The sequence below is a fragment of the Azospirillum soli genome (genome assembly GCF_017876165.1).
Lineage (GTDB): Bacteria > Pseudomonadota > Alphaproteobacteria > Azospirillales > Azospirillaceae > Azospirillum > Azospirillum soli.
Map to the genome: position 1 here is coordinate 1 of NZ_JAGINQ010000026.1, position 13,469 is coordinate 13,469.

The 13,469-nt window shown below is 63.4% G+C and carries 14 protein-coding genes; 1 reads left to right on the plus strand and 13 read right to left on the minus strand.

Going from position 1 to position 13,469, the window contains the following annotated elements:
• Positions 1–161 precede the first annotated feature (161 nt).
• Together tnpB and tnpA are read right to left on the minus strand one after the other, a co-directional pair.
• Positions 162–464 carry an IS66 family insertion sequence element accessory protein TnpB gene (gene tnpB, locus J2852_RS26775; protein WP_209881599.1) on the minus strand — a complete coding sequence of 101 codons (303 nt, stop codon included), beginning with the start codon at positions 462–464 and terminating at the stop codon, positions 162–164.
• Positions 461–832 (minus strand): IS66-like element accessory protein TnpA, encoded by a 372-nt coding sequence (gene tnpA / locus J2852_RS26780; protein WP_209881601.1) that lies wholly within the window; start codon positions 830–832, stop codon positions 461–463. Before tnpA ends, tnpB begins: the two co-directional genes overlap by 4 nt.
• 124 nt (positions 833–956) lie before the next feature.
• On the opposite strand from tnpA, the gene J2852_RS26785 reads away from it, so the two are divergent.
• A complete protein-coding gene (locus J2852_RS26785; RefSeq protein ID WP_209881603.1) occupies positions 957–2,084 on the plus strand; it encodes a phytanoyl-CoA dioxygenase family protein in 1,128 nt (375 codons plus the stop codon).
• Between the two features lie 79 nt (positions 2,085–2,163).
• On the opposite strand, the gene pseI is transcribed toward J2852_RS26785, so the two are convergent.
• From pseI to J2852_RS26840, 11 genes are all read right to left on the minus strand, one after another.
• Positions 2,164–3,213 (minus strand): pseudaminic acid synthase, encoded by a 1,050-nt coding sequence (gene pseI, locus J2852_RS26790; RefSeq protein ID WP_209881605.1) that lies wholly within the window; start codon positions 3,211–3,213, stop codon positions 2,164–2,166.
• A gap of 32 nt (positions 3,214–3,245) precedes the next feature.
• Positions 3,246–3,938: a PIG-L deacetylase family protein gene (locus J2852_RS26795; protein ID WP_209881607.1), complete on the minus strand. Its 693-nt coding sequence runs from the start codon at positions 3,936–3,938 to the stop codon at positions 3,246–3,248.
• Between the two features lie 25 nt (positions 3,939–3,963).
• Positions 3,964–4,647 carry a formyl transferase gene (locus J2852_RS26800; RefSeq protein WP_209881608.1) on the minus strand — a complete coding sequence of 228 codons (684 nt, stop codon included), beginning with the start codon at positions 4,645–4,647 and terminating at the stop codon, positions 3,964–3,966.
• Positions 4,644–5,351, minus strand: coding sequence for a formyl transferase (locus tag J2852_RS26805; RefSeq protein WP_209881610.1), 708 nt, complete (start codon positions 5,349–5,351; stop codon positions 4,644–4,646). The genes J2852_RS26800 and J2852_RS26805 overlap by 4 nt, the downstream gene beginning before the upstream one ends.
• The gene (gene pseG / locus J2852_RS26810) at positions 5,348–6,406 is read right to left on the minus strand and encodes a UDP-2,4-diacetamido-2,4,6-trideoxy-beta-L-altropyranose hydrolase (protein ID WP_209881701.1); all 1,059 of its coding nucleotides are present in this window, start codon (positions 6,404–6,406) and stop codon (positions 5,348–5,350) included. Before pseG ends, J2852_RS26805 begins: the two co-directional genes overlap by 4 nt.
• Positions 6,407–6,455: 49 nt before the next feature.
• Positions 6,456–7,661, minus strand: a complete 1,206-nt coding sequence (gene pseC / locus J2852_RS26815) for a UDP-4-amino-4,6-dideoxy-N-acetyl-beta-L-altrosamine transaminase (RefSeq protein ID WP_209881612.1) — start codon at positions 7,659–7,661, stop codon at positions 6,456–6,458.
• Positions 7,662–7,663: 2 nt separating this feature from the next.
• Positions 7,664–8,728 carry a UDP-N-acetylglucosamine 4,6-dehydratase (inverting) gene (pseB, locus tag J2852_RS26820; RefSeq protein WP_425514406.1) on the minus strand — a complete coding sequence of 355 codons (1,065 nt, stop codon included), beginning with the start codon at positions 8,726–8,728 and terminating at the stop codon, positions 7,664–7,666.
• A gap of 515 nt (positions 8,729–9,243) precedes the next feature.
• Positions 9,244–10,413: a glycosyltransferase gene (locus tag J2852_RS31750; protein ID WP_209881614.1), complete on the minus strand. Its 1,170-nt coding sequence runs from the start codon at positions 10,411–10,413 to the stop codon at positions 9,244–9,246.
• 11 nt (positions 10,414–10,424) lie between these two features.
• Complete coding sequence (locus tag J2852_RS26830) at positions 10,425–11,303, minus strand: hypothetical protein (protein WP_209881616.1); 879 nt, start codon at positions 11,301–11,303, stop codon at positions 10,425–10,427.
• Between the two features lie 98 nt (positions 11,304–11,401).
• The gene (locus tag J2852_RS26835) at positions 11,402–12,277 is read right to left on the minus strand and encodes a hypothetical protein (RefSeq protein ID WP_209881618.1); all 876 of its coding nucleotides are present in this window, start codon (positions 12,275–12,277) and stop codon (positions 11,402–11,404) included.
• A gap of 557 nt (positions 12,278–12,834) precedes the next feature.
• Positions 12,835–13,353: a hypothetical protein gene (locus J2852_RS26840; RefSeq protein ID WP_209881620.1), complete on the minus strand. Its 519-nt coding sequence runs from the start codon at positions 13,351–13,353 to the stop codon at positions 12,835–12,837.
• Positions 13,354–13,469 lie beyond the last annotated feature (116 nt).

Here is a 13,469-nt window from a genome sequence, read left to right on the forward strand (position 1 = left end):
GGCATTCGCCAGGGCACCATCCGGATTGACCGCCACCCCGGCACCGGGCGGTACCTGTTTCCGGATGCCGATTGGACCTTCGATGTCCTCCGGAAACTGCGGGCGCACCAGATCCCAGCCGCCGACTTCAGGGCACATCAGGCGAACACGGAGGGGAATCACTATGGGTGATCGAGCAGCATGGCGAGTTCGGCCGGAGTCAGCCGAACCCGCTCGGTGGCCGGGCTGGGCCAGACGAAGCGGCCTTTCTCCAGCCGCTTGGCGACCAGCAGAAAGCCCTGGCCATCCCAGAGCAGAAGCTTCAGCAGGTCGCCGCGCTTGCCGCGGAAGGCGAAGATCTGGCCGGAGAACGGATCCTGGCCGAGGTGCTGCTGGACGACGGCGGCCAAGCCGTCGAACCCCTTGCGCATGTCGACCGGCCGCGCCGCCAGCCAGATCCGCACGCCGGGTGGGACGCTGATCATCGCCGCCCCGTCACGGCGGCAATCAACGCCTTCAGCGCCGACACCGGGTAATCCGCTCCAACCTCCAGGCGCGTCCCGTCGGGAAAGGTGATCAGGGCGCGTGACGGCACCGGCGACGGTGGCGCCTCCGGTGTAGGAACCGGCGTCGCATTCAGCGTCACCGGGATCAGCTCGTTCGGGACGACGGCGCCGGGGATCCCCAGCTGCTTGCGCCACAGGTGCAGGCAGCTCTCGGCGACGCCGTGGCGACGCGCCACGTGGGTGATGACCGCCCCAGGCTCGTACGTCTCGGCCACCAGCCGGGCCTTCTCCTCGGTGCTCCACCGGCGCCGCTCACCGCGGCCGGTGATGATCTCCACTCTCGACATCAAGCGAGCCTCCAATGGGGCTCCCTTGGAGCCTCCGCTGACTCGCTCTTCGCCGATCACCTCATCCTCGGCAAGGCGGCGTTCCGCAGATGCTTACTCCGGTTCCTATGGCCCGGCTCTGCGCATGGCCGTTGACCTTTTTGGCCAGTTCGCGGCCTCGGTCGAGGCCGGCGAAGCGGAGAAGGCCGCGCGGATGGCAAAAGGGCTTTTCCATGACCTTGCCCGGGAGACCCGCTGGAACCCAGCCTACCTGCTGACCATGCTTGGCGGTCTGGTGGAAGCCCTGACCACGGGAGCCCTGACAGAACCGTCCTATCAGGCCCGTTTGCGGACCTATATTGAAACCGATAACCGTTTCAACGAGTTTGTCGCCTGGTTGACCCCGGCCTACAAACCGCCCCAGAACGTTCCGCCTGCCCCCGGAGTCCTAGGCGTGGCCGATCCCGCCGTGCTGGAGAACAGCATTTCCACCCTGCGCCGGGACGGATATCACTTGTTCGAGAAGCGTGTGCCGGACGAGGTGATGGTACGCTTGGAGTCCTTTGCCCTTCAGGCCCCGGCGAAGGCCATTTACCCTGAGCGGCGGCCGTCCCAGGACACGGCGGTCGATCTGACGAACAAGGAAGTCGACGGCTTTCAGCTCGACGCGCAAGCCGTTCTCGATTGTCCGGACGTTCAGGCCCTTCTGATGGACCCCAGCTTCTGGTCGGTGGCGCGCTCCTATCTCGGCTGTGAACCGGTATGCATCGGCGCCACCATGCGCTGGAGTGTGCCGTCCGCCCGTCTGCCCAGCGATTCCCTGGCTCAGTTCTACCATTGGGACGCCGGCTGGCTGAACTGGCTGAATTTTTTCTTCTACGTTACTGATTGCCCGTCGCCGGAGTACGGTCCCCATGTTTATGTCCGCGGCACCCACGTGCACGGGGCCAAGCCCGCGGAACTGCGCCAACGTTTCTATGCCCGCATCAGCGACGCCGATATTGAGCAAATTTATAAGCGCGAGAACATCATTCCCGTCACCGGCCCGCGCGGATCGGTCTTCGCCGGCGATACGCGCTGCTGGCACAAGGGCCTTCACCCCACCGGACACCATCGGCTGACCCTGCAGTTCAGCTTCGTCAGCACTCCTTTGCTGGCCACTCGCTTCTTCGATCGGAAGCTGCTCTTCAAAAACAGCCACACGGAACCTTTTAAGGTCTTTGTCCGAGAGAACCGGGACCGCTTCTCCCCGCTCTATTACGATTGGGAGTGAGGTTAGCGGGCGCATTCTTCGCCGCTCGACCGGCACACCGACGAAACGGTGTCCCGGTGGAGCGGCGGCCTGCCCCGCGTTAGTCGATCAGAGGCCAGTCCAGCGCGGTTCCACGGGGGATCGCCCGGCGCGCCCGACGGCCGAGAACCCGCGGCAGTTCCTTGGGAGCCATGCCGTAGCCGGGCCGGATCACCCGGACGCTGTCCTCCGTGAAGACCTCACCCTCGGCCATGTCGCGCACGATATAGAGAGAGCGTCGGAAGATCATGTTTGGGCGTTCGCTTGCGGCCCGTTCGTAAGAGACGCGGCCCAGGGCCTCCCAGGCATCGCAGCATTGAGTGACCAGCGTGCGGAGTTCGTCCGGTTCCAAGGAGAAGGGGCCGTCAGGCCCGCCGTCAGCCCTATTCAAAGTAAAGTGCTTTTCGATCAGGACCGCCCCCTGGCCGACCGCCACGACGGACACCGCGGTCCCGAGCGTGTGGTCTGACAACCCGGTCGCCACGCCGAACGCCTCGGCAAGGTGGGAGATGGTGCGCAGGTTGGCCTCGCGGGCCGGTGCCGGATAGGCGCTGACGCAATGGAGCAGGATGAGGTCGCGCGCGCCGTTCTCGCGCGCGGTGCGCACCGCGTCGCTGATCTCGCCGAGATCCGCCATACCCGTCGACATGATGATCGGCTTGCCGGTTTGGGCAACCCGAGCAATTAGCGGCAGATCCGGTACCTCGAAGGAGGCGATCTTGTAGACTGGATTATCTAGCTTTTCCAAGAGATCGACCGCTGTCGCATCGAACGGCGTGCTGAAAACGGTGATCCCCAGGCGCCGTCCCTCGGCGAACAGCTCGTCATGCCAATCCCACGGGGTCTGCGCCTCGCGGTAGAGGTCGTAGAGCTTGTAGCCGTCCCACAACCCGCCCTGAATTCGGAAATCCGGACCGGAATGATCGATGGTCATGGTGTCGGCGGTGTAGGTTTGAAGCTTGACCGCGTCGGCGCCCGCCTCCTTCGCTGCACGCATAATGGCCACGGCCCGACCAATGTCGCCGTTGTGGTTCGCCGACAGCTCCGCCACGACGTAAGGAGGATGGTCGGGTCCGACGGGTCGGCCCGCAATGGTGAAGGTGCCGCTCATGAGGTTGGCTCCGTGAAGTTCGGACAGCTGGATCAGGACCAGAAGGAGCGGATGACGCCGAATGCCTCGGCGGCGGCCAGGCCGGATTGGGCACCCCGCAGACGGGCAAGCGCCTGCACCGCTTCCAAGGATCGCGCGTGAGGGAAGGGCCGCATCTCGGCCTCGTAGCAGCGCAAGGCAGTTATTTTCTGTGCCAGCGTGCCGGAGACATTGACGAAATGGGTCGGCTGGAAGGGAGTGCCCGAGTCGGGCGATCCCCACTCGGTGCTCGACAACGTTTCGAAGGTGTAGATCGCCCGCAACACGTGACCAGGCAAGGGGCGGCAGGCCGTCAGCGTCGCGCGGTGGACAATCAGGTGGTCGACGTTCAGATCACCGCCATGATGGGTGTAGACGATGGTTGGGCGGATCTCGGACACATGTGTCTCAATCTGCTTGACCACGTCCAGCAGGTCTAGGGAATCCATCCGATTATCGGGTAGCGTCGTGAAGCGAGGCGGGCGGGTCCCGAGCAGACCGGCGGCCGTGGCGGCTGACTGGCGAAGGTCCGACAGGTTGGCGTCGTGCTGCTCGACATTCCGGATCGTGCTGCGACTGGTGACCCCTTCGGCCATGATCAGCACATGGACGTCGTCTCCCTGTGAGGCGTGACGAGCGGCAGTGCCCCCGACCCCCAGCACTTCGTCGTCGGGATGTGCGGCAATGATCAGGACGGTTTCACTCATGGCAGTGCAGGCTCCGACGCTGGGATCAGGAAGCGGTCTTCGGACGGATGGTGACGGTGGCCGTCACGGCGCCGTCTTGGCGCCGCGCGTCAGAGAATTCCAGGCGCAGGCTTCCGTGATCCAAGAAGGCGTGCGGGTAGCTTTCAGCGTCGAGCATCCGGATGTGGTCATAGAGCGCATCGAGGTCCGCCATGTCCGGCAACCGGCTGTCCTCGGGCTTGCGCCGGGTGAACAGCACCGGCGTTCCCTGCTGAGGGGTCGGGACCGGTTCCAACGCCACGATTTCGGCGATCATGTCCCAAGCCAGATCGGCCATCCGCTCGAAAATGTCCTGTGCGCGCCCCGACAGCGACAAGGGACGCTTCAGGTAGACTGGACCGGCGTCTAGCTCATCGACCATCCGCAAGGCGGTCAGCATCGTATCGCGGTGGCCGCGCTGGATAAGGTTCTGAAGCGGGCTGCCGCCGCGACCATAGGGGACGTCGGCCATGTGGAAGCAGACGCATTCGACCGCTGCCAGCACATCGGCCGGGACCTTCCAAGACCAATGCGGGAAGAACACGTAGCGGACGCCTAGAGCCTGGAGCCGGTCGGTGGTCAGGTCCTCAGGCCGCTCAATCAAGCTCCATTGCCCTAGCAAGCTGGGCGAACGACGATGAAAAGCATCGATGTTCCAGGGCTTTACCGTAGCGACCGCATAGCGTTTCACGGCTCTGCCTCATCCCACTTCTCAATCCTCAGCCGGTAACGATGCCCGGCAAGGCGAAAGAACGCCGGATAGCGGTCGTTGTCAACGACGCGCAGCAGGTTGAATTGTTCGGCAATGCTGCGGTGCGGATCAAGTTCGCTGTCGACCGGGCGGCGGCGCGGAAAGAAACTGGGGTCTCCGACCTGCGGTTCCCCGGCCGGGGGGGACGGCATCGCAAGATAGCGCAAGCACACGTCGATGGTAATCCGTCCCTGGGCATTGCGAATTTCGTCGTTCAGCTCATGACCAGAGAACTGCATGGTGTTGCGCAGGATGACGTCACCCGCATCGACCTCGGCCGCCATATCGATCAGACACACCGGGATGCGGTCGGCACCCCCTAGGATCTGCCAAGCGACCGGAGCGAATCCGCGCCCCTTCGGCAGGTCACTCTCGTGCACAACCAGATTGACCCTGTTGCGCCCCAGAACCCCGGGGGGCGTAATGTGCATGCATCCCAGATAGAAGGCGACTCCGCCTTTCCCGACCGCATCGTGGTTGCGGCACAGAACGGCGTCGTCCCCGCCGGCCTTGATCATTTCCACCAGCTGTTCCGCGTAGGGCAGAATCCAGCTGGGGTTGTCGACCACGACATGAATTTTGCGGGGGGACGACCACCAGTCAGGGGCGCGATCTGTGGTCGCCGGAGTGGATTGGGACGTCATCGCAGGCTTCTCTCCAAGTCTTCCAGCAGCCGCTCGCATCCCAGCCCGTCGCACAGAGCGGTCGCGGCACGGCTCATGGCAATTCTTGCTTGGTCGTCGTGGACCAGAACAGACAGAGCCTCGGCGACAGCCGAGGCCGGCACCGACGGGTGCCGACCAAGCATCTGTATAGCTCCGGCGGCGTCGAGTTCGTGCGCGATCCGTTCCTGGTTGTTGGCCGTAACGATAACCAAGCCCGGCAAGCCCAAGCAGCAGCGTTCCCACGAAGTGGTGCCGCCGGCCCCTACCGCTAGGTCGGCTTCCACCATCAGGCCAGCCATGTCCGTGACGTCGCAGAGCAGCCGAGCCGGCTGCGGCATGGATGTGGTCCGGGCACGCACCCGTTCCACGTGGGGAGCGCCGCTGCCCAACACCACATCGACCCGCAAGGGCAGTCCGCTTGCGGCGATCCCGTCCAGAACCAATCCGGTAGCGTCGTCGGGATCGCTCATGCCCATGGCGACAAGAACCCGCGGCTCCGCCGGCAACAACACCCGCCGCGCGAGAGCGGCAGGCTGGGCGGCGGCGAAGACCGGCCGCAGGAGCGCATGTGTGGAGCCGGTGAAGATCCGGCAGTCTGGACCGACCAAGCCCCGGTATTCCTCGGCCGCCCGCCCGAAGGTCTGGTCGAGCAGGATGTCGGCATCATGGGGTCGGTTCGCGAGATCGTCGATGGCGAGAATCCGGCGGGCCCAGGGTCGGTTCGCCCGTTCCCAACAGGCATCGAGGTCGTAATGGTCGACGACCAGCAGTTCCGCCCCTTCCGGCCATGAGGCGGCAAGCGTCTCGGGTGTCGGATCCTCCAAGATGCGGAACTCGTGTTGTGAGCGGGGCAGAGCTGCAGCGGCCTCCGGCGTGCCGGGGGCAACGGCGAATGCCGTCCGCCAGCCCCGCGCCGACATGCCGTCAGCCAAGGTCAGACACCGCATGATGTGCCCCCCGCCTATAACGCGGGACGCATCAGCACGGATGACGGCCAGCGGATTTGTAGTCACAACTTTCCCATCGGCGCCCATGGGATCGACGATCTGGCTTCCCATTACGCTCCGCTCGGCCACAGTCCGTTCACCCGATCCCCAAGCTGTCGGCTAGGGCGGCAACCACCCGGTCCACGTCGCTGTCGGCCATGCTTGGGAAGAGTGGCAGGGAAAGTGCGCGATCGTAATAGGTGCTGGCCCCCGGAAGGCGGATGTTGCCATAGCGGGCTTGGTAATAGGGTTGGCGATTGACCGGCAAATAATGAACTTGGGTGCCGATCCCTTGTTCGCGCAGTTGGCGCATCACCACACTGCGCGTCACGCCGGCACTGGAGAAGTCGATCAAGGCCACAGCCAGATGCCAAGCCGGTGCGCAGCCCGGGACCTTGCCAATGGGGCGAACCAGCGGCGCCAGAGGTGCTAGGGCTGCGGCGTAGCGATCCACCAGAGCCCGCCGGCGCGCGACGAACCTCTCCAGCTTGGCAAGCTGGCTCAGGCCAAGGGCGCACTGAATGTCCGTTGCCCGGTAGTTGAAGCCGATCTCCGGCATCTCGTAGTACCAGGGGTTGGGAGAGCCATCGGCGTCGAAGGCGTCGGCATGGTGCATGAAGTCTGCGCTCTCCCGCACCATGCCGTGGCTGCGCAGACGGCGGAGCCGGCGGGCGTCATTCGGATCGTGGATGGTCACGGCCCCGCCTTCTCCCATTGCGATCGTCTTTACGGGATGGAAGGAGAAGCAGGCGAAATCGCTGTGGCCACAGTCGCCGATCTTCCATCCGGGACCGCTCGTGCCGAGCGCGTGGCAAGCGTCTTCGATAAGCCGAAGCCCATGACGGTCGGCCAGCGTCTTCAAGGATGCCATGTCCGCCGTCTGGCCATTAAGGTGGACCGGAGCGGCCGCCCGCACCGGTCCGTCAGCGCGGGCAAGAGCCTGCTCCAGATCCTGCGGACGCATCAGACCGGTATCGGGATCGACATCGGCGAAGACCACTTCAGCGCCGACATAGCGAACCGCGTTGGCTGTGGCAAGGAACGTTACGGCAGGAACCACCACTCGATCGCCGAGTCCGATACCCGCACCCAGCATCGCCAGATGAAGAGCCGTCGTGCCGTTGGAGCAGACTACCGCAAAGGCGGCACCAGTGCGTTCGCACAGTTCCTCTTCAAACCGCTCCACCATTGGCCCGGTGGTCAGCGCCTCACCACGCAGAACTGCCGCCACAGCAGCGACATCATCCTCCTCGATCACCTGCCGACCATAGGGCAGGAAATTCCCGGCACCTGCAATTGCCATTTTCACATAGCCTGATCTTGCAAGAATGCCGCCATGGTTGGAATATCCAACCACTCGTTATTGTTGTCGCTGGTATAAGAGAAGTTGTCCGCCATCAGTTCCCCCGCTTGTAGGGGAGGCGCGTCCTTATCGCGCCAGAAGGAATAAGCAGGCAGAATGGCGTAGCAATCGCCCAGGCGCACTGTTGTGCGCGCATCGCCTTCAGGAATCATCATTTCATGCAGCTTTTCACCGGGACGGATACCGATCACTCGCTGTGGCAAATGGGGAGCCATTGCAGAAGCAAGATCGGATACCTTCATGCTGGGAATCCGTGGCACGAAGATTTCCCCCCCTTGCATTCGAACCAAGCTCGAGAGCACGAAATTGACCCCTTGGTCGATCGTTATCCAAAAGCGGGTCATGCGCGGGTCGGTAATCGGTAAGCTGTCGGCACCCTCGTTGATCATCCGGCGGAACACTGGAATGACGCTACCGCGCGATCCCATCACATTGCCATAGCGCACGATGGAAAACCGGGTAGGCATGTTGCCAGTCAAATTGTTGGCTGCCACAAAAATTTTATCAGAAGCCAATTTGCTTGCGCCATAGAGATTGATTGGACTAACAGCCTTATCGGTTGATAGAGCGATTACTCGCTTAACACCGTTGCGCAATGCTGCCTCAACGACGTTTTGTGCTCCTAGGACATTGGTGCGAATGCATTCAAACGGATTGTATTCCGCTGCCTCGACCTGCTTGATGGCAGCAGCATGAATTACGATGTCAACATCATGCATTGCCATTTCGAGCCGGCCAGCGTCTCGAACATCACCAATAAAGAAGCGCAAACGATCAGCATTAGACCGATACGGCTCGGTATTCTGCATCTCATATTGCTTCAACTCATCGCGAGAAAACACAATCAAGCGGCCAGGATTAAACTGGGAGAGTACTTTGGCAACGAAAACTTTCCCAAATGTCCCTGTGGCACCCGTCACCAAAATACTGGCGCCATCGATCATGTTGCGGAGTGTGCTGAGTTCGGTGTCGTTTGGTGCGAAACGATCGGCTGCGAAGGTCTTCATTGGTCGTTATTCTGCTCTTGGCTGATGCCGTTGATCTCTGACGTTATTGCCTGCAATGGGCTTTGCGTTGCTAAAACAATAAACGGCAACGCCAATACACGTTCATGTTAACTGTCCATATTCCGTTCGATCCAAAGCGGATTGACATTGATAGACCGCACAACGCATCGTTTAGCAAAGCGGGGGCACTTTACCACAATGCCGCTAAATCGCAATGACATCCCAAGGACATTAAGCCCACAAGGCAGTGTGTCCCACATCCATCACGCATAAAGCCTGCGCGGGTTACAACATACAAAATTCACGCTGCCCTATCTGGGGAAACGCGCGATCAAGTTGCCAGAGGCATTAGGGGTCTAACTTGACACCTGATGCACGACTTCCTTTCCACAACTTTCAATTGAATATTTAGCCCTCCTTAAAGCAATGAATCTATTGCTTGACTAGCATCCACCTCCAACTTTTTATATTGATTCCATTAAAAATCCTTAACGCAGAGACAGTTACACACCAATTTATAAAGCCTCTCCTGCAAAGGCGACGTCCAACAGCCGGTCCACCGCATGCCGCCACGTGAATCCGTTGGCGACAAAGGCGGGGCCGGCACGCCGGGCCTGTTCCCGGAACTCCGAGCGTTCGATCACCTGGGTCATCAGCGCCAGCAGATGGTCGGGGTCCGGGCGTAGGGCCCATCCCTTGATGTCCGGCACCTGGGGATAGGGCACGAACGGCTCGATCCGGCTTTCGATGCGCAGGGCGAAGTCGGGGGTGGTGAAATCGTCGGTGGAACCGCCAGCGGTGCAGATGACTGGAAGCCCGCAGGCGACCGCCTCCAGCACCGGCATGTTGAAGCCCTCGCCACGGTAGGGCGACACATAGGCGTCGGCCGCCTGATAGAGCCGGGCCATCAACCGGAAGGGCAGAGACTTGCCGGTATAGCGCAAGCGCGGCCGCACCCGTTCCCGCTCCTGGTCGGTCAGCCCGCGAATGCTGGCGAGAAGCTTGTCCTGAGACCCGTACATGGTGTCGAGCCCCTTGACGAACAGCAGGGCGTCCGGATGGCGTTCGAGCACGGTGGCAAACGCCTTGAGGGTCAGGTCGAGGCCCTTGTTCGCGGTCATCCCGCCGACGGCCAGGAACACGAAACCGTCCCAACCAAACCGCCGCCTCAACTCCGCGCGCTCTTCGGCCGACAGGGGGTGATGGAGCGACGGATGAACGCCATGCGGCACACAGAACACGCGGTCCTCGGGAACGCCGCTTTCGATGTAACCATCCCGCGACCATTGGGATGGCGTCACCATCAGCACGTCGGAGCGGGTTACCGCAACGTGCACCTCCTCCTGCCCGACGATGTTCAGCCGGGACAGCGTCCGCCATTCCGCCGTCCCGAATACCAGGGTACGGCGGGCCGGAGACGGGCTGTAATCATAGGGAAACCCCATGCGCAGGACGGCATCGAAGGACTCGCCCGGTTCCGGTGCCGGAATGGCGCGGATCGCCACGTCCATTTCGGGTTCGAACAGGCCCTCTTCCGCTTTCCAGATGTCGGGATGCGGAACGTCCCGGTGCGCCAGCCGAAGGCCGGGACGGCCTGCCATCTCCAGGCATTGGAATTGGTTCACGATGGCGTAGGAATGGGGGATATGGCGCCATCCCTCGACCAGAAGTGATCCGGTGCTCACGTCTTCTTCTCCTATCTCGGAATGGTCCGGCCGGTCAGCCGGCGGAGCGTGGACAGCGCCCGCGCCGGCACCCCGGTCCTCAGCCAGTTCGGGAAGGGGCGCCGGTAGGGGTGGATGATCCGCAACCCGTCCGGCCGGGCCATCTCCGCCAGCACCGTGTCGAAGGCTATGTCGTCACCCACGGCGTTGAGCAGCCGCTCGCGCGCCGGGGCTTGCCGGGTCGCGGGGTTGCTGGCCCACCATGGGCGGTACGGGTGGTCCTCGCAGAAGGGGATGCCGAAAATCCGGGCCATGGTCGGCAGCTTGTATTCGAGGAACCCGACCTCCGGCGGTCCGGCCGCGACGTAGAGGTCGAGGAAGCGCCGGGGCAGGCAGGCCACGATGAACAGGCAGCACAGCAACTCGCCCCGGTAGCCGTGCGTGTCCTCCAGATAGGCCAGGAAGGCGTCGCGGTCGGCCCGCTTGTCCGGATCGGCGCCGTTCAGCCAGCCCCACCAGCCTTCGACCTCCCGCGCCGGACGCAGGCCGGAGAACAGGATCTGCCCCGGCTGGAGGGTGGCGAACAGCCGGCTGACCGGGGCCAGCATCAGCATGTCCCACTGGACGATCACCAGGCTGTCCCAGGCCAGGGCGTGCCCGCGGTCACGATGCCACGCCGCGATCAGGGCGTCGCCATGCTTCCATTTCCAGTGAGGATCGCGCTCCTCCGCAAAGGCGTAGAAATCGTCGAACCAGCGGCCCAGCCGCCGTTCGGCCTCTCCGGCCTCCCCCGGATCCCCGCCGTAGAGACCGTAAATCCTGATGCCTGGATTGTTGGCGCGCAGCGCCGCCAGCCGGTTCTCGCAGACATCGAAGTCTTTGTAAAACCAGAATAGAACGGCGATCTGCATGGGCTGGGCGGTCTCTTCGGAAGGCGGGAGGGCGATCCTACGCCGCCACCGCCCGGACTGTCATCCTTCGGGGCGGCATTCCTCGAATACGGTCGCCGTCACGGCCCCGGCGCCAAATCAAGGACCAGACGGTGGCTTCGGCTGCCGTCGGCCGGCAAGGCGAACAGGCTTTTCAGCCGGAAGGCCTTGTCGCTGTCGATCAGGAGACGGCTGTTCCCACCGGGCACGCTTTCGATCCGATAGCGCAGGGCCTTGGGCAGCAGGGCTCCCTGCCGGGCCGGTTTCCAGACGGCGTTCGGCAGTTCCACGTCGAGGGAGCGCGGATCCCGCTGCACCCGCTTGCCCATCGCCATGGGGCCGTTCATCTCCAGGACGATCCGGGTGAAGCTGGTGTGTGACGCGGCCCGGATGCCCGAGACCGTCACAACACCGTCGGAGATCGGTTTGGCCGGAGCCGGTGCGGCCGCGGCGGCAACCGGGGAAACGACCGTGACCGGCGGTGCCGGCTTTCGTCCGGGCAGGATGGGCGGCGCGAGGGCGGGCGGAGCGGCCACGGGAGGTTCCGCCGGCGGTGGAACCGGCTGGGGCGCTGCCGCGACGATGGGCGGCACAGCTGGTGCCGGCGCGGCTGGGGGTGCCGAGGATGGCGGCGCGGCCGGAGTGGCGGCTGGTGGAGTGACATAGGCGCCGTGACGCCCCTCGGCCCGGCCGTACAGCACATAATGCTGATAGCCGCTGCGCAACGCGCCTTTCTGGATCGCCTCCGCAACGTCGGGATAATGGATCAGGTAGACGACCTCCAGCCAATCGGGCGGCGGCGTCTCGGATATGAGCGGCTTGCTTCCGCTCTCACCCTTCACCCAGGGAGACAGCAGCGGGCCGGGAAAGACCCGGAGCCCGAGACTGGTGCCCAGAATGGATAAGCCCCAGGGCGCGAAAATCAGCGCGACCAGGATGAGAATGCTCCTGAGCACGGCGGCGGCGACTCCTTGCCCATCCCATGGGCCTTCTTTCCCGGCGGGCATCATCCGCCGGAACGATGAACGAGCCCTGAATGGGCGAACCATGCCCGAGCCTGGGCCCGCGATCACGCGACGAGGATCTTACCCCATGGACCGGACCCCATGCACCGGGCGCATACCCTCCATTGTGCATCCCATTGTGCATCGTTGTGCAGATTTCGCGGAATCCCGATTCTGCACAATGGCGAATAATCCTACTTTGTCTTCTTAAGACAAGGCGTTGCCGCGCTTTGTCCGTGTACGTCCATTGTGCGGCGACTGCACAACGAGTCGTACACGAATGGACGTCTGAGCCATGCGGGCAACGCATTAACCAATGCAACACCGTGCACCATATCGTCCGGGAATGTTGCACAGGGCATCGGTCACGGTCTGGATACGGGCGCGGGCGTTCCCTTGATGATAGGATTTATAGCCTAAATTCGAACGAACGGCAACGGCACGCACAAAGCCGGCCGGCAGAGGACTGCCGGCCGGAGGTTCTGCGAGGATGGAGGGGAAGCCAGGCGTTACTGCTGGACGCCGAGCACCTGCTGCTGGGCCTTGTTGCCGATGCCGGCGGCGAGGTTCGACACGGTGCCGATGTTGGAGTTGAACATGCCCTTCGGGGCGCCGAACTGCATGGCCTTGACCTGCTGCTGGGCGGTGTTGCCGATGCCGACGGCGGCGTTCGACGCGCTGCCCAGGTTGGAGTTGAAGCCGCCGAAGCCGTAAGCGTATCCGGGGGCGCCGTGGCCGGCCTGGACGCCGGTCACCTGCTGCTGGGCCTTGTTGCCGATGCCGGCGGCGAGGTTGGAAACGGTGCCGAGGTTGGAGTTGGTGCCGAAGCCATGGCCGAACCCGCCGCCGGCCTGCACACCCGTCACCTGCTGCTGGGCCTTGTTGTGGATGCCGGCGGCGGTGTTGGAGATCACGCCGAGGTTGGAGTTACTGCCCAGCGGGATGCCGCCGGTCATCAGGTCGCCGGCGAAGGCCGGGGCGGTGAACAGGGCGACGGCGGCGGCGGCGAACAGGACGGTGCGGCGCATGGGTCAGGTCTCCTTCAGGGCGGTGGTTGATGCCGGGTTGGCCTCGTTTCGGGGTCCGGCGGTTTCGATGGCCTGAAGGTACGCGGGCACGGCACGCCCGGCTGTGGCCTGGGCCA

Excerpts from the sequence above, each read along its gene's own strand:
- tnpB (WP_209881599.1), bottom strand. The coding sequence starts at position 464 with ATGATCAGCGTCCCACCCGGCGTGCGGATCTGGCTGGCGGCGCGGCCG.
- tnpA (WP_209881601.1), bottom strand. The coding sequence starts at position 832 with ATGTCGAGAGTGGAGATCATCACCGGCCGCGGTGAGCGGCGCCGGTGG.
- J2852_RS26785 (WP_209881603.1), top strand. The coding sequence starts at position 957 with ATGGCCGTTGACCTTTTTGGCCAGTTCGCGGCCTCGGTCGAGGCCGGC.
- pseI (WP_209881605.1), bottom strand. The coding sequence starts at position 3,213 with ATGAGCGGCACCTTCACCATTGCGGGCCGACCCGTCGGACCCGACCAT.
- J2852_RS26795 (WP_209881607.1), bottom strand. The coding sequence starts at position 3,938 with ATGAGTGAAACCGTCCTGATCATTGCCGCACATCCCGACGACGAAGTG.
- J2852_RS26805 (WP_209881610.1), bottom strand. The coding sequence starts at position 5,351 with ATGACGTCCCAATCCACTCCGGCGACCACAGATCGCGCCCCTGACTGG.
- pseG (WP_209881701.1), bottom strand. The coding sequence starts at position 6,406 with ATGGGCGCCGATGGGAAAGTTGTGACTACAAATCCGCTGGCCGTCATC.
- pseC (WP_209881612.1), bottom strand. The coding sequence starts at position 7,661 with ATGGCAATTGCAGGTGCCGGGAATTTCCTGCCCTATGGTCGGCAGGTG.
- pseB (WP_425514406.1), bottom strand. The coding sequence starts at position 8,728 with ATGAAGACCTTCGCAGCCGATCGTTTCGCACCAAACGACACCGAACTC.
- J2852_RS26830 (WP_209881616.1), bottom strand. The coding sequence starts at position 11,303 with ATGCAGATCGCCGTTCTATTCTGGTTTTACAAAGACTTCGATGTCTGC.
- J2852_RS26840 (WP_209881620.1), bottom strand. The coding sequence starts at position 13,353 with ATGCGCCGCACCGTCCTGTTCGCCGCCGCCGCCGTCGCCCTGTTCACC.